Genomic DNA, 22,438 nt, shown 5'->3' on the forward strand with positions numbered 1-22,438 from the left:
TTCGCCAACGGGGTAGATTTTTGAGGAGTAGGATGATGATCAAACTAGCAAGCAAACTGGCACTGGCCGGAACCGCTGCAATCAGTCTTTCGGCCTGTGCCGGAAATTATGCGGCTGAAGGCGCCGGAGCGGGTGCTGCAGCCGGTGCCGCCATTGGCGCGATTACCGGTGGTGACGTGTTGCAAGGCGCCGCGATCGGTGCAGCAGCAGGCGCGGCTGGCGGCTATTTTATCGACAAGAACGACGGCTGTGACGGCTATGACCGCAACGGACGGCTCGACGATGATTGCTACGGCACGCGCGGTTATCCCAAAGACCCTCGATAGACGCGCTGATCGCAACGCTAGCGCTCAGTTTCGCTAGCTTAGCAACGCGCCTTGGGCTAACGCGCGCCGATGACCGGCGCGCCCCTTAGTCTGCGAGAGCAACATCCCTGGCGGCATGAGCTGCGCGCCACGATTTCGCTTGCCTGGCCGCTGATCCTGTCGAACCTGACGATGGCGCTTATCGGGGCGACCGATGTGCTGATGCTCGGCTGGCTCGGCGCGCGCGAATTGGCAGCGGCCACACTGGGGTTCAACCTGGCCATGACCGCCGCAATTTTCTGCATGGGGCTGATCACCGCATCCGCGCCCATGATGGCGACCGAAATCGGCCGGATGCAGCATAGCGTCCGTGATGTGCGCCGGACCTTTCGGCAGGCCATGTGGGCTGCGGTTGCGGTGATTTTGCCGTTCTGGATATTGCTCTGGAACACGGAATCATTGTTGCTGGTGTTCGGCCAGCAACCCGATCTCGCCGCGATAGCGGGTACCTATATAAGCGCCTATATGTGGTCCATCCTGCCGTTCCTGTTCTTCATCATACTGCGTAATTTCATCTCGGCGCTGGAACAGCCGGTATGGGCGCTGGTCATCAGCGTCATTGCTGTGCTGTCCAATGCCCTGTTCAACTATGCGCTGATTTTCGGCAAGTTCGGGGTACCGGAATTTGGCGTCATCGGTGCCGGTATCGGCAGCGTGATGACCAATGTCCTGATGTTCGGAGGCATGGCGATCGTCGTGATGCGTCACAAGCGCTTTCGGCGCTATCATCTGTTCGGCCGCTTCTGGCGCAGCGACTGGCAACGCTTTCGTGCGATGTGGAAGCTTGGCCTGCCGATTGCCGTGACCATGGGGCTTGAAGGCTCGGTATTCGGCTTCGCGGCGCTGCTGATGGGCTTGATCAGCACAGCGTCGGTAGCGGCCCATGCGATAGCCTTGCAGCTCGCGGCCCTGACCTTCATGGTGCCCATGGGCCTGGGGCAGGCAGCGACCGTGCGCGTGGGCATTCAATATGGCCGCAAGGATCACGCCGCAATAATGCGCGCTGGCTGGGTCAGTTTCATCCTGGGCACCTCCTTCATGGCTGCCATGGCGCTTGTGTTCGTTCTTGCTCCCGACTTCCTGATTTCGATGTTCATCGATGCCAGCGCACCGGGCAATGCCGAGGTCGCCGCGCTGGCCGTCAGTTTCCTCGCGATCGCCGCCATTTTCCAGATTGTCGATGGCGCTCAGGTGGTTGGCGCGGGGATGTTGCGCGGGTTGCACGATACCACCATGCCGATGCTGTTCGCGCTGATGGGCTACTGGTTCATCGGCCTCGGCCTCGGTGCCAGCCTCGCCTTCTGGCAGGGCTGGGAAGGCGTCGGTATCTGGACCGGTCTGGCCGGAGGCCTGGGCGTTGTCTCGGTGCTGATGCTGGCCCGCTGGATGATGCGGGCGAAACTCGGCTTGCTGCCGTAAACAGTGGCATAGGACACCGGCGGCTTTTCATCCCGATTCAATGATATAGCTCTTTCCGGCTCCCTTCAGGAGAATTGCGTATGTCAGTCATTTTTTCCTCCCGCTAATGGCCTCGGTCAGAAACAGGACAGGGAATGAATGACATGAAAAATACACTGAAATGGGCCGCAGCAACGGCGGCATTGGCCATGAGCGGAACGGCAATCGCCGGCTCCAGCGATGGCAAGATTCAGATCAAGGCTCTGGCAACCTTGGTTGCGCCCGACGGCAAGATCACTTCCATCGAACTGGACAATATCGGATTGCCCGCCGGCACACAGACCAAGGCCGACGACAATTTCGTTCCGACCATAGCGGCCGAATATTTCTTTACGCCGAATATTTCCTTCGAAACCATCTGCTGCGTAACCCAGCATGATGTCACCGGCACTGGACCTCTGGATGGTGCCGGACTGGTGTCGAACGCCAATATCATCCCCGCAACCCTGACAGCGAAATATCATTTCGGTGATGGCAGCGGGTTCAAGCCTTATGTCGGAGCCGGGCCTACCTATTTCATTTTCATCGATGAAAAAGCCGGCGCAACGGCTCAGGCACTGGGTGCGACGAGGCAAAAAATGAACGACAAGGTCGGTTTCGCCCTGCAGGCGGGCTTTGATGTGCCGATCAATGACAAGGGGCTGGGCCTGAGTGTCGATGCCAAACGCTATTTCGTCAACACCACCGCCCGCTGGTTTGCTGGCGATACCGAAGTGTTGAGGACCCGTCACAGGATTGACCCGTGGGTTGTCAGCGCCGGACTGGCTTATCGCTTCTAGGAAGCGGGTATTGCGATCAAAGCGATGATGGTCGGGTGGCAGCGCTTTCCGACCATCTTCATTTCTGTCCGTATCATTTTTTAAAAAGGCAGGAAGTTATCATAATCCGCGATACGATAGCCGTTCTTCAATTGCGCTCCCTGCATCAGCAGAAAAAAATGGCTCACAATTTCGGCCTGCTGCTCAATGCCATATTCGGCGAAAGCCTTTCCCGGAAGCAGTTCATATTCATAACGGGAGAAGGGATGGCGCGCCAAGGGTAGGAAGATGCCTTGCTGATGCTGCCAGACATGAACCATTTCGTGAATGAAAAGCGCCTGGACATTCTGCGACGATCCACAAAAATCGTCGCAGAACAGGTTGCTTTTCGGATGAAACCAGAGATTGCCATCGGGCGCCATAGTGACGCGTGGATTCTGGAACAGCCACCATTTGCGATTGAAGACCGTCACCTTGTCATAATCGATTGAATGCCCGAAAACGGACAGGCAAAGCGTGATTTCAGATGGAGTTAGCGCTCGGCCAGTCACCGGAATTCCCGATTATTCAGCAACGGGTGCCGGGTCGCCGGCATTTTTCACCACGGCATTAATCTCGATACGATCGTCGTTCGAATAGATTAATGTCATAGTCAGCAGTCCGCGTTTCTTGGAACCTTCGCCAACGCCCCAGATCATCAAATGCTTCCCGCCGGGCTCCAGCTTCACGGTTTTTCCTGCCGGAACCGGAATAGACTTGAGCTGGGCCATGGTCATCATTCCGTCTTTCTCGGTGGTTTCGTGCATTTCCATGCGCAGCACATCATCAGATATGACGCTCACAAGATCGACATCCATGCGGCCGCCGTGCAAATCCATATAGCCAGCCGACGGATTTCCTTCCACAGGGGACAGATTGACCACTGCGTTGTCGGCGTAGAGTATGTCGCCCTGACCGCAGGAGGCAAGCAAAAGTGATGTCGATGCGGCAAGCATGATGGCGATCTTGTTCATTGTGATACCTCGTTAAATCGTTGCAAATCTATCCTGATATGGTTGTTTTGCGTTGATTTTTCAAATGTAGGAGGTCTCACGTCTTGTGCCAAGAAAAATGCCACCTATATCGCTTGACGAAGCCGTAACGGTGCCGATTGACAGGGCCGGGCGGCAATTTTGCTAATGTTAGAAAATTGATTGAGGGAATTATGGGTAAAGTTATTGGAATCGATCTGGGCACCACCAACAGCTGTGTTGCCGTTATGGATGGCGGAAAGCCAAAGGTTATTGAAAATTCGGAAGGCGCGCGGACGACACCGTCTGTTGTTGCATTCACCAAGGATGGCGAGCGCCTGATTGGTCAGCCGGCCAAGCGTCAGGCTGTTACCAATCCGGAAAGCACGATTTTCGCTGTAAAGCGTCTGATCGGTCGCCGGTTCGATGATCCAATGACGAAAAAAGATATGGAACTGGTTCCTTATGAAATCGTCAAGGGTTCAAACGGCGACGCCTGGGTGAAAGCCGGCGGCGAAGATTACAGCCCGTCTCAGATTTCTGCCTATACTTTGCAGAAGATGAAAGAAACGGCAGAAGCCTATCTCGGTGAAACCGTGACCCAGGCCGTAATCACCACGCCTGCCTATTTCAACGACGCCCAGCGTCAGGCAACCAAGGACGCGGGCAAGATTGCCGGTCTCGAAGTATTGCGTATCATCAACGAGCCAACCGCTGCGGCTCTGGCTTACGGCCTCGACAAGAATGACGGCAAGACCATTGCTGTTTATGACCTTGGCGGCGGTACCTTCGATATTTCGATCCTCGAAATCGGCGACGGCGTTTTCGAAGTGAAATCGACCAACGGTGACACGTTCCTCGGCGGTGAAGATTTTGATGCCAAGCTGGTCGAGTTTCTCGCCGCTGACTTCAAGAAAACCGAAAGCATCGATCTGACCAAGGACAAGCTTGCTCTACAGCGTCTCAAGGAAGCTGCTGAAAAGGCGAAAATCGAACTGTCCAGCGCGCAGACAACCGAAATCAACCTGCCGTTCATTACGGCAGACCAGAACGGTCCGAAGCATCTGGTCAAGGCGATCAGCCGCTCGGATCTGGAAAAGCTGGTTGGCGATCTCGTCAAGCGGACTCTCGATCCTTGCAAAAAGGCTCTCAAGGACGCTGGCGTCGAAGCCAAGGACATCGACGATGTCGTAATGGTTGGCGGTATGACCCGCATGCCGATGGTTCGCGAAACCGTAGAGAAATTCTTCGGCCGGGAACCACATGTTGGCGTGAACCCTGATGAAGTTGTCGCCATGGGCGCAGCTATTCAGGCCGGTGTTTTGCAGGGCGACGTCAAGGACGTATTGCTGCTCGACGTGACACCATTGTCGCTGGGTATCGAAACCCTCGGTGGCGTGTTCACTCGCATGATCGACCGCAACACGACGATCCCGACGAAGAAATCGCAAGTCTACTCGACCGCTGATGACAATCAGGGCGCGGTGACCATCCGCGTCTTCCAGGGCGAACGCGAAATGGCGGCGGACAACAAGATGCTCGGCCAGTTCGATCTGGTTGGTATCCCGCCTGCACCGCGCGGCGTGCCGCAAATCGATGTGACTTTTGACATCGACGCCAACGGCATCGTCAACGTGTCCGCGAAAGACAAGGGCACCGGCAAGGAGCAGCAGATCAAGATCCAGGCTTCCGGCGGTCTGAGCGATAGTGATATCGACCAGATGGTTCAGGATGCCGAGAAATTTGCGGAAGAAGACAAGAAGCGGCGTGCCGAGGCGGAAGCCAAGAATAACGCGGAAAGCCTTGTTCACACCACAGAGAAACAGCTTGAAGAGCATGGCGACAAGATTGACGCCGACTTGAAGGGCCAGATCGAAGCGGCCGTGAAGGAAACCAAGGAAGCCATCGAAGGTGGCGATCCGGAAGCGATGAAGACCAAGTCCGAAGCGCTGGCACAGGTTTCCATGCAAATGGGTCAGAAGATCTATGAAGCGGAACAGGCTGCTGGCGGTGACGCCGGTGATGCGGCTGCAGCAGATGCGGCAGCCAAGGCGGCTGACGATGATGTTGTCGACGCCGAGTTCTCCGAAGTGGATGACTCTGACGACAGTGACAAGAAAGATGACGCCAAGGCGGCTGAGTAAATATTGGAACGTCGCTCGCGCGCAGATCGGTGCCACTGGACTTAATTCCAGCGGCAGCGGTCTGCGCCGGGACGGCGATCTTCTCGCTTTGGGGGAAGCATGAGTATGGCATCCGAAATCGATTATTATGAACAACTGAATGTGTCGCGCGATTGTGATGGCGCGACGCTGAAATCATCCTATCGCAAGCTGGCAATGCAGTGGCACCCGGACAAGAACCCCGGCGATGACGCAGCGGAAGCCAAGTTCAAGACGATCAGCGAAGCCTATGATGTATTGAAGGACCCGCAGAAACGCGCGGCCTATGATCGCTACGGCCATGCTGCATTCACCAACGGTGGCGGCAATAACGCCGGCGGCGGCGGTGGTTTTGGGGGCGCAGCCTTCAACGATATCGGTGATATTTTTGAGACTATTTTTGGCGGCGGGGGCGGCGGCGGTTTTGGCGGCCAGCAGCAACAACGCGGCCCGGCTCGTGGTGCTGACCTGCGCTATGACATGGAAATCACTCTTGAAGATGCCTATCACGGAAAACATACCGAAATAGAAATTGATGTATCGGTTGGTTGCGACGAGTGCGACGGCTCCGGTGCAGAACCAGGTACCGGCGTACAGCGCTGCGGCACCTGTCAGGGCCACGGGAAAGTCCGTGCCCAGCAAGGCTTTTTCGTCGTCGAACGGACCTGTACCAGTTGTCAGGGCCGTGGCGAGGTTATCGAAAGCCCCTGTCACGTCTGTTATGGCGAGGGCAGGGTAGACAAGCCGCAGACTCTGGAAGTCGATATCCCTGCAGGTGTTGATACCGGCACGCGGATACGTCTGTCCGGAAAGGGCGAAGCAGGCGCACGCGGCGCTCCTGCTGGCGATCTCTATATTTTCATTCACCTGATCCGGCACAATATTTTTGAGCGCGAAGGAACTACCCTGTTCACTCGCGCACCGATCAGCTTCACCTTGGCTGCTTTGGGTGGTGAAATCACCATTCCCGGGCTCGATGGCGAGAAACATGCCATCCGCATTCCGGCTGGAATCCAGAGCGGCAAGCAAATCCATCAGCGCGGTGCCGGCATGCCGGTCCTGCGCGGACGCGGCAATGGTGATATGGTGGTCCAGATCGAGGTCGAAACGCCAACCAGGCTGTCAAAACAGCAACGGCAAATCCTGCGTGATTTTCAGGAAACCGAAACCGGTGACGAAACACCCAATTCGACCGGCTTTTTCGGAAAACTGAAAGACGCCTGGGAAGATCTGACCGAATAAGTCGCGTCGTCCGCCGCAATGGCAGTGGGGTTTCGAGACTTTCTAGTCGGAAACCGCGCTATATCTGTCGTTTTTCTGTTCCTGCAGCGAGGCGAAATGCTTTTCTGCTTCGTGATTCGAGGCAAAAATATCGCGTGTTTGTTGCATTATGGTTTCGACATTCTCGAAACCGGACTTGGTCAGATACAAATTGTCGCAGGCAATATTGAAGGATTGCTCGACCGTCTGATCATGAGCGCAAATGATATCGTCGGCCAAAAGGACCTTCAAATATCGCATGACCTGACGATGGTTAAGATCGAGGTTTCTGGAAATTCCATTGGCATCCACCGGAAGGCCATTCGTTTCATGGCTATATAACAACAATATTATGTCCCAGAACTTGCTGGCGAAATATTGTTCGTTAAATAATTTACTTCTGTTTTTCCGGATGCTAACTATTTGATCAATATCAATTTTCATATTGATAAAAATAGATGAGATATTAATTCGAATTCATAAGTCATAATATTCAATTCAACTTTTTTGGGAGATTTGTTTTGCGGCTCCTCTATGGGGCATGCCGTTTGAACACACGTCACGCTACTGCGTGACACATGTTTCGGGCCAATCGCCGGTTTTGGGCATTTATGGCACATTTATCCTATCCCGCAATTTCACTTCGGCTATAGTCAACTCGTCGTAATGTTATGTTCGAGGGCTAATGATCAGGATTTGAGCCGTATTTGAGTGAACATTCCGGCTAGAAATGTGTGGCTAGAGCGTGATATTTCAATGGGATCCGGTAAAAAACGGGAATTCGGTCTATGCCGAGCTGAATGATCTGTCTGATCAATTGATGGCCAACGGCGTGGCCGCCATATCATATCACATTACCCCGCCATTTTATTCCCAGGTATCAAAACGTTCGTCGGTGTTCCATTCCGGATATCCGGAAGACATAGTGGCCGCTTATCTGGATCCGGATTTTATGGAATCCGATCCCATTCCCGATCATGTCATGTCTGTTGGTCATGTGATGACGTGGCAGGAGGCAGTTGCCGATCAAAAACTGACAGGAAAACAACGGCATTTTTTGAAAGTTGCGATCGAGAAGGGCTTTATAGATGGTGTGGCGGTGCCGCTTTTCGGTCCGAAGAGCAGAAACTCCTATCTATCGATGAATTTCGGCAAAACCATCGATTCAAGCGATGAAGAAATTGTCAGACCCTTGGTTAGCATTGCCCAGTCCTGCCACAGAAGAATTTGTTCGATCATCAACGAGACAGGCGACGCAGCAGCGACACTTTCTGAACGGGAAAGCGAGGTCTTATACTGGATCTCTCGCGGCAAATCGAATGGAGATATGGCGACCATATTGGCCATTTCCGAAGCGACAGTAGACACTTATATCCGGCGCCTGTTCAAGAAGCTTGATGTCCATGACCGTATATCTGCCGTAATCGTCGGGCTCAGCAGTTCTCTGATAAAATTGCGGTGAATGCTGCTTTTTCGGCATTGAGAGACCGGGGCTCAGGCCCGACCAGAAGAATGCCAGGCCACCGGTGACGCGTTGATCTGCTATAAATTTGCGATGGCTTCAGGTTCGAGCGAAATAGTAAGCGGGTCAGGAAGGGACCAGCCAACCCGACCCGCTTGATTGATGTCCGGAAGCCTGTGTCATAGCTGCATCGAACTGGACTATGTGGGGATAGTGCCAATCCGAATTGGAATGTTTCCGCCAAATCATCAATCAGAGTTAGGAACGGCCAGAATCTGGATCGATTAACCGCTGGTGCGGTAATTATTTCACCAGGTGCCTTGGCTGCAAGCATGGAGGTCCTGACGGCCGGGAAACAAGGTCTCCCGGCGCGGTCGGATCAACCCGACGACTATGCAGAATATGCCGTGATTGATGGTCGAGGGCGCAATTTACGCAGAAAATGCGTTGGCGGCTTCGACTGTGTTCATGAAATCGCGGAACAGAAGCCATTTTTCGTCGGCTACGGTGATGACATGGACGAAGTCTGACTCGATCTCTCGTCCGGTAGAGCGCGCGGTGAGGCGGAGATGGCCGGTGACGACAACCTTGTCGCCCTCGCAGATGAACTCCTCCGGATCAAACTGGTGAATATCAACCGAGGACAATACCGTTTCGAAAAAGCTGCGCGCCTGTTCGAGGCCGTTATAGGTTCCGGCGTAGGGAATGACTTCGGGTCCGTAAAATTCGATCCGGATATCGCGGTGCAGCCATTCAACAATTGCATCAACGTCGGCAGCGCCAAAGGCGGCGAAGACATTCCTGGTTACATCAATCGGAGCGATCATGGGTGTTTTTCCTTATATTTTCTAACCGTTGGCATCAGAAATTGAACCGTAGGTCGACGCCATAGGTAGCCGGTGTGCCGAGCGGCCCGACAAATTCCGCGCCGTAAACGGTTCCGGTCAGTATCTGGTTGGTGAAATAGGTCTCGCCGGTCAGATTGTCGCCGAACAGACGGACGCTCCACTTGTCATCAGCGCTGGTGAAGCCGAGGCTGGCGCGGAGCAAGCCATAGCTTTCCTGCGACGCGGCATCGATGTTGAACACGGTGAAATAGATTTTGCTCTGCCAGTGATATTCGGCGCGGGCGGTAATCTTGCCGCTGTCACCGACCGGCTGTTCGACCTGACCGGCGATGCTGAACTTCCAGCGCGGGGCGCGCGGCAGGCGAAGACCGTCAAGATCGCGGACAAATGTCCCTGGATCCTGGGTAAGCGGGGCAGGGCGCAGGGCTTCGGTCAGCTGGCCCTCGGTAAATTGCGCGTCGACATAGGTCAGTGCGCCTTCCAGCCGGAAGAAGTCAGTGGGACGAGCCACGGTCTCTACTTCAAAGCCGCGTACCCGTGCCTTGCCGACATTGCGGATGATCGGCTGGTTGCCGACGCTGTCCTGTGCCTGCAGGTTGGTATAATCATACCAGAAGGCCGAGGCGTTGAGCATCAGGGCGCGGTCGAGCAACTCGCTGCGCGCGCCGATTTCATAGGACCAGATTTTCTCCGGTTCGAACGGATCGCGCTGGCTGCTGCCGATATTATAGCCGCCACTCTTGAAGCCGCGCTGGATGGAGGCGTAGAGCATCACGTCGTCGCTCGGTTTGAAATCGATGCCGAGCTTGGGCGTAAATGCGCTGAAGGTCGTCGGCCCGTTGACCGGAGCGATGACGAAACCGAACGGATCGGGCTGCGCAGCATCGCGGTCGTCGGTGATCGCATTGGGAAAGAAGATCGTGTTCGGCGCGATGCGGATGTCCGGGAGCATCACCAGATCGAAATTCTGCCGTCCGTCGCGCCGCTCTTCGCTATAGCGACCGCCCAGCCGGACGGTGACCCGGTCCGAGACTTCCCATTGCGTGTCGAGATAGGCGGCCCAGGCCCTGGTCTCCTGTTCGCCGCTGAGATGCAACTCACAGCACAGGTCGCTGTCGGGGAAGACCACAGGGAAGGGCGGCAGGACGCCGGCAGCCTGCAGGTCCGTGAAGCCCTGGATCAGGATCGGCTCCCAGAAATTGCCGAAAATATCATTGTCGATGATATTGCGTTCTTCAAAATAATAAGCACCGGCAATCCATGAGAAGGGTTTGTCGGTGGGCGAGCTCAGTTGCACTTCGCCGCTCCACTGCCAATGATCTTCCTCGCGCCCGACATAATTGACATAGGCGTCGGACAGATCGAACTCGTTCTGCGAGACCGGATTTGTGTCGCGGTAGCTGCCGATGACTTTCAGATTATAGTCGGCAATATCCCAGTCGAGCGTTGCACCGAGGCCCCAATTCTCGACCTTGTTGAAATAGGGGACATCGGCAAAAATATCGCGGGAAGCGGCCTCTGAAACACGGCCGGCATTTTTCATTCCGAAATAGGGCAGGGTTTGTGATCCCTCCCGCGTCCCGTACCAGCCGGGAATTTCGTCGGCATAGCCTGCGCTCGCGTAGTAATAGGCGTTGGCCTTGTCGTCTGCGTGATAATAGTCGCCGTTGAGGGTCAGCGTTGCATCGGGCGACAGATCAGCCTCCACCGTAAGCCGGATGGAATAATCCTCCTTGTCTTCCACCCGCTCGGTGCTGTCATCGGGTCTGGTCACCGTCGCGTAGCCGTCCCGATCCTCCCATTGAAAGGCCAGGCGTGCGCGGATCGCATCGTTGATCGGTCCGCTCAAGGCGCCGGAGACGGGAAAGCGATCATAATTGCCGACCGTTAGCTGGAGATTGCCCTCGAGTATATCGGAAGGGCGATTGGTCACGATATTGACCGCTCCGCCGGTGGCGTTGCGGCCGTAAAGCGTGCCCTGCGGCCCGCGCAGCACCTCGATGCGCTCGATATCGAAAAATTGCGGGCCGATCGCGGCGGGGCGGCTGATATAGACGCCATCGATATAGGTCGCGGTCGAGCTGTCGGTGCCGGCGATGATTGTCGGCGTGCCGATGCCGCGGATGAAGATAGATGTATCACCCTGATAGGTGGATATCTGGACACCGGGCGCGATGGCGCCGACTTGTTCGATCGAGGTGATTGACCGGTTGGCAAGCTCATCGCCACCGAAGGCGGTGATCGACAAAGGCGCGTCCCGGATCGATTCCGAGCGGCGATTGGCGGTTACAATGATGACATCGCTATTGCTTTCCTGCGTTCCCTCACTTGCATTTTGCTGAGCGTGAAGTGGCGCTGGTACCGCCATGATGGCGAGCAGGCTGGCTGTTGTCAGCACCGCTGTCTTGTTGTTTCGAATGTTCATGTCTTCCTCCCTCTTTCGGTGATTTTGCTCACCGTTGTTTTTGAATATTTTCTGTCGCTAATTCCGGGCGCGAAATATCACCGGGTTGCTGTGCAGGCCGTGGTTGAGCAGGCTGACATCCTGCCAGACCGCTTCGCCTGCGCGTTCAATCTGCTTATATCGTTCGCGTAGCATGCGTGCGGTGGACTCGGCTTCCAGCTGCGCCAGCGGCGCGCCGAGACAGCGATGGATGCCATAGCCGAAGCTCATATGGCGATTGGCGTTCTTGCGGTTCAGCCGGAACTCGTAAGGTTCGGGAAAGGCGTCCGGATCATAATTGGCCGCGCCAAAAAAGCAGGCGACCCAATCACCGCGCTTGATATCGGCATTGCCTATCGTGATGTCGCGGGTCGCGACGCGGAACAGCCGCTGTGGCGGGCCGTGAAAGCGCAGGGTTTCCTTGTAGATCGCGTCAAACTGCGTCGGGTCCTCCATGAAGCCCTGCCAGATGTCGTTGAAGTCGGCGAACACGGCGATCAGATTGCCGAGATAGAACGAAGTCGTCTCGGCCCCGGCGACGGTGGCGGTCATGCAGAAGCGGACGATTTCCTCGAAGGACAGGCTGTCGCCGTCGACCTCGGTGCGGATGAAGGCGTTAAGCAAGGGGCCGGGGGTATCTTCGCCCTTCGCAATCCAGTCCATATGTTCGCGGACATGCCGGGCGAAAAAGGCCATGGCTTTTTCATTATAGGCTTGCCGCTCCTGCGGACTTATATCGGCGGACAGCATGAAGGCGGTCGCCCAGTTGCGTACGTCCCGGTCCATATTGTCCGGCATGCCGAACAGATAGGCCATCACTCTGCTCGGCAGCATGGCGCAATAGTCGGCCATCACGTCGACCGGCTTATCCGTGACGAAGAAATCGTCCATGGTTTTGCTGACCAGCGCGTCTACCGCAGGGGCGAGCGATTTGATCGATGCAGGCTGAAAGATCTTGGTTGCAATTTTTCGCAGGCGGGTATGTTCCGGCCGGTCATGGTTGACCAGCATCAGCGAGGGTGCCGAGGATTCCTCCTGCAGGCTGTCGCGTGAGGAAAAGCTGTCATGGTCCCACGCCACGGCAGCGACATCATCAAAATTGAGCACCACCCAGGACGGCTTTGGCTCGTCTACACCCGGCATCGTGCCAGGAGGAAAATCACGATAACCAAATACAGGCGACTGGTCGCGCAGCAGATCATAATAAGGATAGGGATTCCGGATTACGTCCGGGCTGCTCAATTGGTCGACGCTGAACGCGGGTTTCATATATCCTCAATCCTCAAAACATTATGTGTCGTTGGGACATAGTGTCCGTAAGACATAATATGAATTGGAAAGCGAAATTGTCAACCGATCTAAATCACCGGCGCCTTTCTTGAGTATAATATATTGAATAAACTAGATAAAATTGAAAATTATGAGCTGTATGATGGCGGGTCTGACGGCTGGTATATCAACAGCCGTGCAGGCAAGAGGACAGTTTTTTAGCTGGATGATTAGACTTTAGCGCGATATTCGTTCATCCATCTATTTGATTCGTGGCCAGGGAAATCTGGCGGATATCCCAATGATGGAGCATCGCGTGAAGCAGCAGTCTGATTTCGGCATAGGCTATCCCATAAAACGGGAAACTGCCCCGCAAAACTTCCTCAAGCTATTCTATCCCTTCCATTATTCGGTCGGCATGGCGGTTGAAAAACATCTGAGCGGGTCCAATCTGACCCGGCATCAGACGGTGATCCTGTGGATCATCCATTCCAAGGGCACCGACGGCAATACGATCCATCGCAAGACCATCGAACGGTTGATCGGCGAATGGTATGAACTGGGAAGTCCGGCGATTTCCAAAGTCTTGCGTGCCATGGCGGAAAAGGATCTCAATCTGATTTCGATTAAGGAAAGCAAAACGTCGGCCCGGGAGAAGGTCATTCGTCTGACGAAAAAAGGTCAGGCTACGGTGAATGAAATGATGGAACGGACAGAAGCCTTTATCGCATTGATATCTGACCAGCTGACCGATGAAGAGATCGCAAATGGCATGGAATTCATGAGCAGGGTCGGGGCTATTGTTGAGGGGGGCTTTGCCGGTCGAAAAGGACAGGTCTGACGCGTCCACCTTGAGGTCATCTTGTAGGTCGAGCAATAAAATAATGTCCTACAGCAGGCGATTCATGATAGGGACGAAAAATGTCTAATCTTCCGCCTCCTCAATATTTATCTTATCTTGCCAGTGGGTTGAGGGGCGTTTCTGACGTCGATGCTGCGACAGGATTTTTTTTCTTTAACACTGTAAAGTTTGTAAAGCTCATCGGACTACTGGCTGGCAATATGAACGACTGGGGGCGGATCTCCAGCCATGAGTGCGCCGCGATAATAGTTTTGTCGTCTCGTCGGAGAGTTTTTTGATGCTGCCATCGCTGCTCATTCTGGACGACTTTATCTCCGATCCTTTGGTGGCGCGTAACGCCGCGCTGGCGCTGAACTATGATCCCCAAAACAAACATGGCAATTATCCGGGTCATATCTCGACCACGCCGCTGGATATCCAAGGTCTGAACGAGCGTATCTCCGGGATCATCAACGCGCCGGTGAAAGCAGCGCCGAATACAAGCCATTTGCATTGCCGGGTGACGCTGAAAGGCGATAAAGGCCGCAGCGGTGTTCATATTGATCCGGCCTTTTTTTCAGGCATTCTCTATCTGTCGCTGCCCGAACATTGTAAGGGCGGAACCGAGTTTTTCCGCCACAAGCGGACCGGACTGGAACGGGTGCCGACGGATATGCCGGGGATCATGAAAGCCGGCTATTCCGACATCAACGCGCTGATCGAGGATGTGGTCAACAAGGACACCAATCATCCGGCAAAATGGGAGAAGGTTATGACGGTGCCGATGCGCTTCAACCGGCTGATCCTGTTCAGTCCGTGGATGTTCCACAATAGTGGCATGGCCTTTGGCAAGACGCCGCAGGATGGCAGGCTGGTCAATCTGATGTTTTTTGCCAAGGGATAGCGGTTGCCGCGTATCGATGTTAAGTCGGCAGAATGATTGTCACCCCAGCGAAGGCTGGGGCTAAACCAATGAAGGTGGGGTAAGCGATAGCCACCCAAAACCACCGACCCGACGAGAAAAAAAACAGGAGACCCTTCCCATGTCCAGACCGATATCCAGAACTTTCGCTGCCCTGCTGCTCGCGGCTTCTCCCTTGGCCTTTTTTCCCGTCAACGAGAGCCACGCTCAGGAAACCGACCGCTTCGCCAATGTCGAGATCAAGGCAGAACCACTGGCCGACGGAGTAGCTGTATTATTTGGTGCCGGTGGCAATATCGGTGTTTCCTACGGACCTGACGGAACGGTGCTGATCGATGACCAGTTCGCGCCGCTGACGCCGAAAATTCAGGCTGCCATCGCTGGTCTGGGGGCGGAGCCGGTTACATATCTGATCAACACTCACTGGCACGGCGACCACAGCGGCGGAAATGAAAATTTCGGCAAGGCGGGCGCGCTGATCATGGCGCATGACCATGTCCGCGAACGGATGCTGGGCATCCAGAAGTCAGGGCGCGGCAATGATCCGGCATCAGTGGTCGATGCCTTGCCCACCGTGACCTATCATGACGGCCTGAAGCTGCACCTCAATGGCGACGAGGTGCAGGTCAAACATATGAAACATGGCCACACCGATGGCGACAGCGTCATATTCTGGAAGAAAGCCAATGTCGTGCACATGGGAGACCTGTTTTTCAACAAGATGAGCCTGCCCTTCATTGATCTGGACAGCGGCGGCAACGCGCGCGGCATATTGGCCGCGGCGGACAAAGTGCTGACCATGGTGGATGACGAGACGAAGATCATTCCCGGTCATGGGCCGATGGCGACCAAGGCCGATCTGATCGCCTATCGCGATATGATGAAGACGGTGATCGGCGCGGTGGAAAAGGCGCAAGGCGAGGGCAAGTCGCTGGAGCAGGCGCAGGCCATGAAGCTGGCGGGGCAATGGGACATCAACCCCGATGCCTTCATCAAGGGTGATGCTTTTGTCGAGGCGGTGTACAAGAGCGTGCAGAAGCCGGATCACGCGGAAGACCACGCTCACTAGTCAGAGGGTCGCCGCCTCGATCTCTTCGCGCAAGGCGGCGATCAGCGGTTTGACCCTGGTCAGCCGGGGCTCCTCTTCGTCGACGATCTTGCGGAAGATGGTCTTCTTGAAACCGAGGACCGTGCCGCCATCGGGGCGCTTGGACTCGGGCAGGGTGGAGAGCATGATGTCGATCATCCGGTCGGCGCCGTGCAGGCGGCCCCAGAGATAGTCATTCTCGCGGTAGCTGCGGCTGAAAAAGGCACCGAAATTGTTGAATTCAATGCCTTTTAGCGTCGCCGCCACGCCGCCTTTGCGGATCGTCCTGGCGTCTTCCGGAGAGATGCGGTCAACCTTGATCGGGTCGAATTCGTCGAGCCCTTCGCCCTGCAGTAGTGGCAGGGTCGCGATATCGTAAAAGGGGAAGCCGAGGAAGGCGAGCAGCATCGACCGCTTCTCCGCCTTCGGTATCACCGCCAGTGCCGCCGCCAGTCTGGCGTCGACAATGGCATCGGCTGTCGTAAGATCGCGGGCCTTGGCCAGAGCGTCCAGCATTGCTCCGGGCTGCACGTCCGCCTGTTCGGCAAGGGCAATGAAATCATCGCCAAGATACTCGATCGTCTCGCGCTCGATATAGAGAGAAAGGCAATCATAGATGATATCATGTATCCCTTCCATGACCTCTGCATCGGCGGGATCGGCACGATCAAGATCTTCGGCCAGTTGCCGGGCAAGAAAACGAAGGCGACGTATCCGGAATCCCAGATCATGCTGGCGGAAGAATTCAGCGGCCAACTTGGTTGGTCCGCCGCTCTTCTGTCCGACATTGTCGAGACCAAGGCGGCGTATCTCGGTCCAGAGTGCGTTGCGCAATCCCGGATGATTATGTGCGTTGGGATCAGATTTGGCGCGCCGTACGGTATGCGCGATATCCTCGATCACCGTCGCCAGCTTGAGATGGCCATAAGCGCTGTAAGAAAATCCCGCGAGCTTGGCCGCCCTGTCGTGCGACTTGCGTCGCCACGCCGCCACGCGCGCGGCGGTTGGCCGGTCGAGGAAAAACGTCCGTCCGAACAGGCCTTCGACATGTTCCTCGACCTCGCCGCGCAAATTCTCGGTGATCAGCCGCATCTGGGTGATCCGGTTGGATCGTAGGGCGATTGCGTTGAGATTGTCGCGGATCGGCTGCTCGCGGGGGATATTGGAAATGGCTCCGAAAATCGTCGAGAAGAAACCGGGTAGGGCTTCATTCTCCTCTTCCTGCGCAGCCTGCAGCCGCTGCATCGCTTTGTCGCTTTTCTCTACGTCGAGATCAGGGCGCGGATCGATGTAGACGAAGCGTCGGTCGACTTCGCGCTTGGCCGGTCGGTTCTTCAGCGCTTCGATTGCCTGTGCAAAAGGAGCGTTTGCGAGGACCGAACCATCGATCAGCACGGTATCTTCGGCCGTGCCGGCACGAAACTGGTTGGGCAATATCCGTTTGAGAAAAGCCGAACGACCTTCCCAGACATATTCATGCCCGGCCAACAGTTCGTCCAGTTCTCTTACCGTGAACGGCGGGAAAGCGCCGGGGAAGCTGGCGGTGGCGCGACCGGCGAAGGTCAGGGCTGCCGGATCGGCAATCGCATCGTCTCTCTTGCCTCTCGTCGAGAAGCCGATTGTGATGCGATGCTCCATCTCGAGCGCTTCGGGAGGGCTGTGTAGTTGCAGCTTCTCGGGGTGGCCGACAAAATCGGTCACCGTGACGAACAGGTCCAGCGGTTGGCCCGGTGGGAGCAGACGAGGGCCGCGTTCAGTCGCTTGGACCGCAGCGAGCGCATCCCAGATAAGGCCGCTGAACACCTTGCCGCCAAAGGGAGGAGCAAACCAGCGAGCGCGGACGAAACGCGAGAGCTTCATCTTGACTTCTTCGCGGGCTTCCTTCGACACAGTCTGCTCGACCGCCCCACCCTTGCGGCCCAGCGCCATCCAGGCAATCGGCTCGGCCCAGAATTTGGAGAAACGCGACAGCGGACGTGCATCGGGGTCCAGCAGCTTGTCGACATCGGCGGTATCGAGCCACAAGTCGGTCAGCGGATCGAGCGACTGGCCCGACAAAATCGCCTGCGACAGGAATATCCCGTTGATCCCGCCGGCGCTGGCCCCGGAAATAATGTCCGGCAGCACCCGCAGCCTGGTGCCGGTCTCCTGCTCCAGCCATTCCAATATATCATAATAGATACCGCGGCTGCACTGGTCGACTCTTGCGCCATCGTGGAAATCCCGGCTGGCCTGCGCCAGTTTCCAGATCTCTTTGGTGATACCGTGCATATAGATAGCCAGACTAACGCCGCCATAGCAGATCAAGGCCAGTCTGAGTTCTTTCTGCCGCATGGGTTTTTAACTACAGGATGGCGGGGAGGGTGCAAGCGCGAATGCCATGGATCCAATTTATCCGGGGCCAGATATCGCTAGCGTTCTTTATTTGTTCTGCTAAATAAGCCGCATGGCCAAACCAAAGAAAAAATATGTCTGTCAGAATTGCGGCTCGATCGCGCATCGCTGGGAAGGGCAATGCAGCGACTGTGGCGAGTGGAATACGCTGGTCGAGGAAGCGGGCGAAACGGTGTTCGCGTCCAAGCATAATTTGCAGACAGGCGGGCGCGAGGTGCGGCTGGTCGGGCTGGATAGCGAGATCGCGCTGCCGGACCGTCGCCAAACCGGCATTGCCGAATTTGACCGCGCTGTTGGTGGCGGACTGGTGGCCGGATCGGCGACGCTCATGGGCGGTGATCCGGGGATCGGGAAATCGACATTATTGCTGCAGGTTTCTGCGCGATTGGCCGAGGCAGGGCTATCCGTGGCCTATATTTCCGGCGAGGAAGCCGCGGATCAAGTAAGGCTGAGGGCGCGGCGGCTGGGGCTAGGCAAGGCACCGGTCAAGCTGGCCTCGGCGACCTCTGTCCGCGATATTCTCACAACATTGGGCCGCGATGCGCCGGATTTCGTCGTGATCGATTCGATCCAGACCATGCACAGCGATCTGATCGAAGGCGCGCCGGGAACGGTCAGCCAGGTGCGGGCATCGGCGCAGGAAATTATCAAATTCGCCAAGGAACATGGTACGATGGTGATGCTCGTCGGACATGTCACCAAGGACGGCAATATCGCGGGGCCGCGTGTGCTCGAACATATGGTCGATACGGTGATGAGCTTCGAGGGCGAGCGCAGCCATCAATATAGAATTCTGCGCGCGATCAAGAACCGCTTCGGCGGCACCGATGAAATCGGCGTTTTCGCGATGGAAGAGAAAGGCCTCACCGAAGTGGCCAATCCGTCCGCCCTGTTCCTGACTGACCGCAGCGAGGAAGTTACAGGAGCGACCGTCTTCCCGGCGATGGAGGGCACAAGGCCGGTGCTGGTGGAAATACAGGCGCTGACAGTCCGGCTGGCAAGTGGCGCGACCCCGCGGCGGTCGGTCGTGGGATGGGACAGTTCGCGGCTGGCAATGATCCTGGCGGTGCTGGAAGCGCGCTGCGGGCTCAGCTTTTCCGGTGCCGAAGTCTATCTCAACGTCGCGGGGGGCTATCGGCTCACCGATCCTGCTGCCGATCTGGCTGTGGCGGCTGCGCTGATATCCGCCCATGCCGAACGTCCGATGCCCAGCGATGCCGTGATATTTGGCGAAATTGCGCTGTCCGGCGAAATCCGGCCGGTCTCGCGCACGCCTCTTCGTCTGAAGGAGGCGTCGAAACTGGGCTTCGACCGCGCTCTGATACCGGCGTCCGGTGAAAAAAGCAGCGACAGCATGAAGAAACTGCAATTTGCCAAACTCGCCAATCTCGTTGACCATATGCTCGAGCGTGACTAGCTAGAGCCGATGACCGGTCTCGATATATTTGTACTGATTTTAATGGGCGGAGCAGCGGTGCTCGGTTTCCTCAGAGGATTCGTTCAGGAAGCGCTTTCGCTCTTTGTCTGGATACTGGTCGTGTTGGGTGTGCGGATGCTGCACATGCCGATATATGAGCGATTGATCAGCCCGGTGGGCAGCGAGAGCGGGGCTTCTGTGCTGGCTTTCGCATCTATCGTCATCGTCACTTATGCGCTGGGACGCTGGATCGCGAGATCCATTGGCAGAAAATCGCGCAAATCCGTTCTCGGTCCGATTGATCGCGTGCTCGGTTTCGGCTTTGGCATGATCAAGGGGCTGATCGGTGCCACCTTGCTCTATTTGCTCGTGGTTCTGGTCTATGACACCATCTACGGCGCGGACGAACCGCGGCCGGAATGGCTCGCGGACTCCCGTACCTATCCGTTGCTGCATGCAAGCGGCAAAGCCATGGTCGATTTTGTTGAAGAACAGCGGAAGTCGACCGATGAGCAAGCGGTAGCGGATCAATGAGCGGAGCGCTCTACACCCGTGATATCCTGCGTCTCGCAGTGTCGATTCCGCATCAGCAAAAACTGGATAATCCTGACGGTGCGGCAGAACTACGATCCAAGACATGCGGTAGCAAAGTCGCGGCAGACGTGGTGGTGGCCGATAGTGGAAAGCTGAAGAATCTGGGTCTTGAAATAAGCGCCTGCGCGCTGGGTCAGGCATCTGCCGCCATATTGGGCGCACAGGCTATCGGCAAGACAGCCAGCGATATCGGTATTGCTCGAGACAATCTGGCAGCGTTTCTGGAGGGATCAGGCGAGTCTCCCGGTAAGTGGCCGGATATGGACAAGCTGGCGGCCGCCCGGGATCACAAGGGCCGTCATGCCGCGATATTACTCCCTTATGACACAGTGATCGCTGCTTTCGCAGACGCCTCTGCCAAGCAAAAGGCGGTCTGAGCCATGGAAACCGAAACCCATATGGCCGATCTGTTGCTGGGCGGCTTCGTTATGCTCGGTGCGGCCCTGGTCATGGTGCTGGTGTTTCGCCGGTTCGGCATCGGCGCGGTTCTCGGTTATCTGATTGCAGGGGTATTGATTGGCCCGCACGGGTTCCAGTTGATCAGCAATGCCGGCACGATCCTCGAGTTTTCCGAAATCGGAATCATTCTGCTGCTCTTCATCGTTGGGCTGGAGCTGGCACCGGCGCGACTCATGCGTTTGCGTCAGGCGATATTCGGTCTCGGAATGAGTCAGGTTGTGTTGTGCGGTGTCGCACTGTTTCTGCTGATCATGGCGACGACCAACTTCACTCTTGCCGCATCCATCGCGATAGGCTTGCCATTGGCGCTCTCCTCGACGGCGCAGGTGCTCCCGATGCTGCAATCTTCCGGCAGACTGAATACGCCGACCGGAGAAAAAGCTTTCTCGATCCTGTTGTTTCAGGACCTGTCGATCATACCTCTGTTGACCATCATTGCCGCGCTATCTCGCGCACCACAGGACGAAGGCGGGCCATCAGGTTGGCTGACCGCGCTTTACGCAGTACTTGCCATTGGCGGGCTCATCCTGGCCGGCAAATATCTGTTGCAGCCATTGCTGAAAGTGATCGGCAGGATTGCCGAGCGTGAATTATTCATTGTTGCCGGTCTTGTGGCCGTATTGGGCGGCGCGGCACTGATGGAATTTATCGGTCTGTCGCCGGCTCTGGGGGCCTTTATCGCCGGGGTGATGCTGGCCAACTCTCCCTATCGCCATGAGCTGGAAGCCGACATTGATCCTTTTCGATCTCTATTGCTCGGCTTCTTCTTCCTCGCGGTTGGTATGATGCTGGACCTGAATGTCGTGATGGAAAATCCAGCCTTTATATTGGGGGCAGCCGTTGCGTTGGTGGCGGTCAAAATTGCGATCATTTTCGGACTTGGCAAGCTGTTTGGAATGGAAACCAACCCGGCGTTGGCGATGGGAATGCTGCTGAGCCAAGGTGGTGAATTTGGCTTTGTTCTATTCTCTGAAGCAGAAAAGGCGCTATTGATTGAACCCGAAGCGAGCAGTCTGTTCGGTGCGATTATCACCATCTCAATGGCGACGACGCCCTTTCTGATGCTGCTCGCACGGCGATTCAGCAGTGGAGCAAGCAAGTCGTCAGCGGATCTCGAAGATCCCTCCAACGCCGGGCGAGCATCGGTCATCGTGGTCGGGCAGGGGCGATTTGGCCAGACGGTGTCGCAAGTGCTGATGGCTGCAAAAATCCCGCTGACGTTGATCGATATTAAACCGGAGCAGATTGATGTGCACCAGCAGTTTGGTGCGAAGGTTTTCTATGGCGACGGCACTCGCGTGGATTTGTTGCGGCGGGCGGGAGCGCATGAAGCGGATGCCATTGTCTTCTGTATGGATGATAAGGAATTCGGTCCCGAACAAGCGCGCGCGATCGTTCAGTCTTTCCCGGAAACCAAGATATTCGTCCGGGTCTACGACCGCCGTCAGCTGATCGCGCTCAAGGGGCTCGGCATCGTCGGGATGAAGCGGGAAATGTTTGAATCAGCGATCCATCTCGCGCGGCAGACCATGTTCGCAATTGATTTGGATAGCAGTCTGATCGAAGAGGTCGACGAAGAATTCCGTCAACGCGATTGCGACCGGCTGGAAGCGCAGATGAAGTCCGGCGGTGACATGCTCGCCGGGGGAGAGCTCAGATTCGAAAATAACGCGGCGAAGGAATCCTGAT

At 56.1% G+C, this 22,438-nt stretch carries 20 protein-coding genes; 13 read left to right on the forward strand and 7 right to left on the reverse strand.

Annotation, left to right across the window (positions count from 1 at the left end; all coding sequences use genetic code 11):
- Positions 1–35: 35 nt before the first annotated feature.
- The 3 genes from AACZ86_RS12695 (at position 36) to AACZ86_RS12705 (ending at position 2,602) form a co-directional block, all read left to right on the forward strand.
- Positions 36–326: a YMGG-like glycine zipper-containing protein gene (locus AACZ86_RS12695; protein ID WP_339693122.1), complete on the forward strand. Its 291-nt coding sequence runs from the start codon at positions 36–38 to the stop codon at positions 324–326.
- A gap of 69 nt (positions 327–395) precedes the next feature.
- Positions 396–1,784, forward strand: a complete 1,389-nt coding sequence (locus AACZ86_RS12700) for an MATE family efflux transporter (protein ID WP_339693123.1) — start codon at positions 396–398, stop codon at positions 1,782–1,784.
- 143 nt (positions 1,785–1,927) lie between these two features.
- Positions 1,928–2,602, forward strand: a complete 675-nt coding sequence (locus AACZ86_RS12705) for an OmpW family outer membrane protein (protein ID WP_339693125.1) — start codon at positions 1,928–1,930, stop codon at positions 2,600–2,602.
- An 80-nt stretch (positions 2,603–2,682) separates the two neighbouring features.
- On the opposite strand, the gene AACZ86_RS12710 is transcribed toward AACZ86_RS12705, so the two are convergent.
- Together AACZ86_RS12710 and AACZ86_RS12715 are read right to left on the reverse strand one after the other, a co-directional pair.
- Complete coding sequence (locus AACZ86_RS12710; RefSeq protein ID WP_339693126.1) at positions 2,683–3,132, reverse strand: vgr related protein; 450 nt, start codon at positions 3,130–3,132, stop codon at positions 2,683–2,685.
- A 12-nt stretch (positions 3,133–3,144) separates the two neighbouring features.
- Positions 3,145–3,594 carry a copper chaperone PCu(A)C gene (locus AACZ86_RS12715; RefSeq protein WP_339693128.1) on the reverse strand — a complete coding sequence of 150 codons (450 nt, stop codon included), beginning with the start codon at positions 3,592–3,594 and terminating at the stop codon, positions 3,145–3,147.
- 191 nt (positions 3,595–3,785) lie between these two features.
- Between AACZ86_RS12715 and dnaK the strand changes: the two genes are divergently transcribed.
- Both dnaK and dnaJ read left to right on the forward strand, forming a co-directional pair.
- A complete protein-coding gene (dnaK, locus tag AACZ86_RS12720; RefSeq protein ID WP_339693130.1) occupies positions 3,786–5,735 on the forward strand; it encodes a molecular chaperone DnaK in 1,950 nt (649 codons plus the stop codon).
- A gap of 105 nt (positions 5,736–5,840) precedes the next feature.
- Positions 5,841–6,995, forward strand: a complete 1,155-nt coding sequence (gene dnaJ / locus AACZ86_RS12725) for a molecular chaperone DnaJ (RefSeq protein WP_339693171.1) — start codon at positions 5,841–5,843, stop codon at positions 6,993–6,995.
- Positions 6,996–7,037: 42 nt separating this feature from the next.
- Here dnaJ and AACZ86_RS12730 read toward each other — a convergent pair whose 3' ends face one another.
- A complete protein-coding gene (locus AACZ86_RS12730) occupies positions 7,038–7,274 on the reverse strand; it encodes a hypothetical protein (RefSeq protein WP_339693132.1) in 237 nt (78 codons plus the stop codon).
- 484 nt (positions 7,275–7,758) lie between these two features.
- Between AACZ86_RS12730 and AACZ86_RS12735 the strand changes: the two genes are divergently transcribed.
- Positions 7,759–8,475 carry a LuxR C-terminal-related transcriptional regulator gene (locus AACZ86_RS12735; RefSeq protein WP_339693134.1) on the forward strand — a complete coding sequence of 239 codons (717 nt, stop codon included), beginning with the start codon at positions 7,759–7,761 and terminating at the stop codon, positions 8,473–8,475.
- Between the two features lie 431 nt (positions 8,476–8,906).
- Here AACZ86_RS12735 and AACZ86_RS12740 read toward each other — a convergent pair whose 3' ends face one another.
- The 3 genes from AACZ86_RS12740 to AACZ86_RS12750 are packed head-to-tail and all read right to left on the reverse strand — an operon-like array spanning position 8,907 to position 13,035.
- Positions 8,907–9,302 (reverse strand): nuclear transport factor 2 family protein, encoded by a 396-nt coding sequence (locus AACZ86_RS12740; RefSeq protein ID WP_339693136.1) that lies wholly within the window; start codon positions 9,300–9,302, stop codon positions 8,907–8,909.
- Between the two features lie 34 nt (positions 9,303–9,336).
- Positions 9,337–11,748 (reverse strand): TonB-dependent receptor, encoded by a 2,412-nt coding sequence (locus AACZ86_RS12745; protein WP_339693138.1) that lies wholly within the window; start codon positions 11,746–11,748, stop codon positions 9,337–9,339.
- Between the two features lie 57 nt (positions 11,749–11,805).
- A complete protein-coding gene (locus tag AACZ86_RS12750) occupies positions 11,806–13,035 on the reverse strand; it encodes a cytochrome P450 (RefSeq protein ID WP_339693140.1) in 1,230 nt (409 codons plus the stop codon).
- 316 nt (positions 13,036–13,351) lie between these two features.
- On the opposite strand from AACZ86_RS12750, the gene AACZ86_RS12755 reads away from it, so the two are divergent.
- From AACZ86_RS12755 to AACZ86_RS12765, 3 genes are all read left to right on the forward strand, one after another.
- Positions 13,352–13,876: a winged helix DNA-binding protein gene (locus AACZ86_RS12755; protein ID WP_339693142.1), complete on the forward strand. Its 525-nt coding sequence runs from the start codon at positions 13,352–13,354 to the stop codon at positions 13,874–13,876.
- A 298-nt stretch (positions 13,877–14,174) separates the two neighbouring features.
- Entirely contained in the window at positions 14,175–14,780 is a 606-nt protein-coding gene (locus AACZ86_RS12760; protein ID WP_339693144.1) for a DUF6445 family protein, read from the forward strand.
- Positions 14,781–14,919: 139 nt separating this feature from the next.
- Positions 14,920–15,867, forward strand: coding sequence for an MBL fold metallo-hydrolase (locus AACZ86_RS12765; RefSeq protein ID WP_339693146.1), 948 nt, complete (start codon positions 14,920–14,922; stop codon positions 15,865–15,867).
- Here AACZ86_RS12765 and AACZ86_RS12770 read toward each other — a convergent pair whose 3' ends face one another.
- On the reverse strand, positions 15,868–18,219 hold the full coding sequence (locus AACZ86_RS12770; RefSeq protein WP_339693148.1) for a patatin-like protein: 2,352 nt from the start codon (positions 18,217–18,219) through the stop codon (positions 15,868–15,870). It lies immediately after the preceding gene.
- A gap of 112 nt (positions 18,220–18,331) precedes the next feature.
- Here AACZ86_RS12770 and radA point away from each other — a divergent pair, with 112 nt between their 5' ends.
- Genes radA through AACZ86_RS12790 form a run of 4 tightly spaced genes read left to right on the forward strand, consistent with a single transcriptional unit; the run spans position 18,332 to position 22,437 of the window.
- Positions 18,332–19,696: a DNA repair protein RadA gene (radA, locus tag AACZ86_RS12775; protein ID WP_339693150.1), complete on the forward strand. Its 1,365-nt coding sequence runs from the start codon at positions 18,332–18,334 to the stop codon at positions 19,694–19,696.
- 9 nt (positions 19,697–19,705) lie between these two features.
- Positions 19,706–20,230, forward strand: a complete 525-nt coding sequence (locus tag AACZ86_RS12780) for a CvpA family protein (RefSeq protein ID WP_339693151.1) — start codon at positions 19,706–19,708, stop codon at positions 20,228–20,230.
- On the forward strand, positions 20,227–20,667 hold the full coding sequence (locus tag AACZ86_RS12785) for an iron-sulfur cluster assembly scaffold protein (RefSeq protein ID WP_339693153.1): 441 nt from the start codon (positions 20,227–20,229) through the stop codon (positions 20,665–20,667). The genes AACZ86_RS12780 and AACZ86_RS12785 overlap by 4 nt, the downstream gene beginning before the upstream one ends.
- Before the next feature lie 3 nt (positions 20,668–20,670).
- Positions 20,671–22,437: a monovalent cation:proton antiporter-2 (CPA2) family protein gene (locus AACZ86_RS12790; protein WP_339693155.1), complete on the forward strand. Its 1,767-nt coding sequence runs from the start codon at positions 20,671–20,673 to the stop codon at positions 22,435–22,437.
- Position 22,438 lies beyond the last annotated feature (1 nt).

It is taken from the genome of uncultured Parasphingorhabdus sp., from assembly GCF_963975735.1.
GTDB lineage: Bacteria > Pseudomonadota > Alphaproteobacteria > Sphingomonadales > Sphingomonadaceae > Parasphingorhabdus.

What these genes read in the sequence shown, in the direction of transcription:
- AACZ86_RS12695 (WP_339693122.1), top strand. Translation starts at nt 36, where the DNA reads ATGATCAAACTAGCAAGCAAACTGGCACTGGCCGGAACCGCTGCAATC.
- AACZ86_RS12700 (WP_339693123.1), top strand. Translation starts at nt 396, where the DNA reads ATGACCGGCGCGCCCCTTAGTCTGCGAGAGCAACATCCCTGGCGGCAT.
- AACZ86_RS12705 (WP_339693125.1), top strand. Translation starts at nt 1,928, where the DNA reads ATGAAAAATACACTGAAATGGGCCGCAGCAACGGCGGCATTGGCCATG.
- AACZ86_RS12715 (WP_339693128.1), bottom strand. Translation starts at nt 3,594, where the DNA reads ATGAACAAGATCGCCATCATGCTTGCCGCATCGACATCACTTTTGCTT.
- dnaK (WP_339693130.1), top strand. Translation starts at nt 3,786, where the DNA reads ATGGGTAAAGTTATTGGAATCGATCTGGGCACCACCAACAGCTGTGTT.
- dnaJ (WP_339693171.1), top strand. Translation starts at nt 5,841, where the DNA reads ATGGCATCCGAAATCGATTATTATGAACAACTGAATGTGTCGCGCGAT.
- AACZ86_RS12730 (WP_339693132.1), bottom strand. Translation starts at nt 7,274, where the DNA reads ATGCGATATTTGAAGGTCCTTTTGGCCGACGATATCATTTGCGCTCAT.
- AACZ86_RS12740 (WP_339693136.1), bottom strand. Translation starts at nt 9,302, where the DNA reads ATGATCGCTCCGATTGATGTAACCAGGAATGTCTTCGCCGCCTTTGGC.
- AACZ86_RS12745 (WP_339693138.1), bottom strand. Translation starts at nt 11,748, where the DNA reads ATGAACATTCGAAACAACAAGACAGCGGTGCTGACAACAGCCAGCCTG.
- AACZ86_RS12750 (WP_339693140.1), bottom strand. Translation starts at nt 13,035, where the DNA reads ATGAAACCCGCGTTCAGCGTCGACCAATTGAGCAGCCCGGACGTAATC.
- AACZ86_RS12760 (WP_339693144.1), top strand. Translation starts at nt 14,175, where the DNA reads ATGCTGCCATCGCTGCTCATTCTGGACGACTTTATCTCCGATCCTTTG.
- AACZ86_RS12765 (WP_339693146.1), top strand. Translation starts at nt 14,920, where the DNA reads ATGTCCAGACCGATATCCAGAACTTTCGCTGCCCTGCTGCTCGCGGCT.
- AACZ86_RS12770 (WP_339693148.1), bottom strand. Translation starts at nt 18,219, where the DNA reads ATGCGGCAGAAAGAACTCAGACTGGCCTTGATCTGCTATGGCGGCGTT.
- radA (WP_339693150.1), top strand. Translation starts at nt 18,332, where the DNA reads ATGGCCAAACCAAAGAAAAAATATGTCTGTCAGAATTGCGGCTCGATC.
- AACZ86_RS12780 (WP_339693151.1), top strand. Translation starts at nt 19,706, where the DNA reads ATGACCGGTCTCGATATATTTGTACTGATTTTAATGGGCGGAGCAGCG.
- AACZ86_RS12785 (WP_339693153.1), top strand. Translation starts at nt 20,227, where the DNA reads ATGAGCGGAGCGCTCTACACCCGTGATATCCTGCGTCTCGCAGTGTCG.
- AACZ86_RS12790 (WP_339693155.1), top strand. Translation starts at nt 20,671, where the DNA reads ATGGAAACCGAAACCCATATGGCCGATCTGTTGCTGGGCGGCTTCGTT.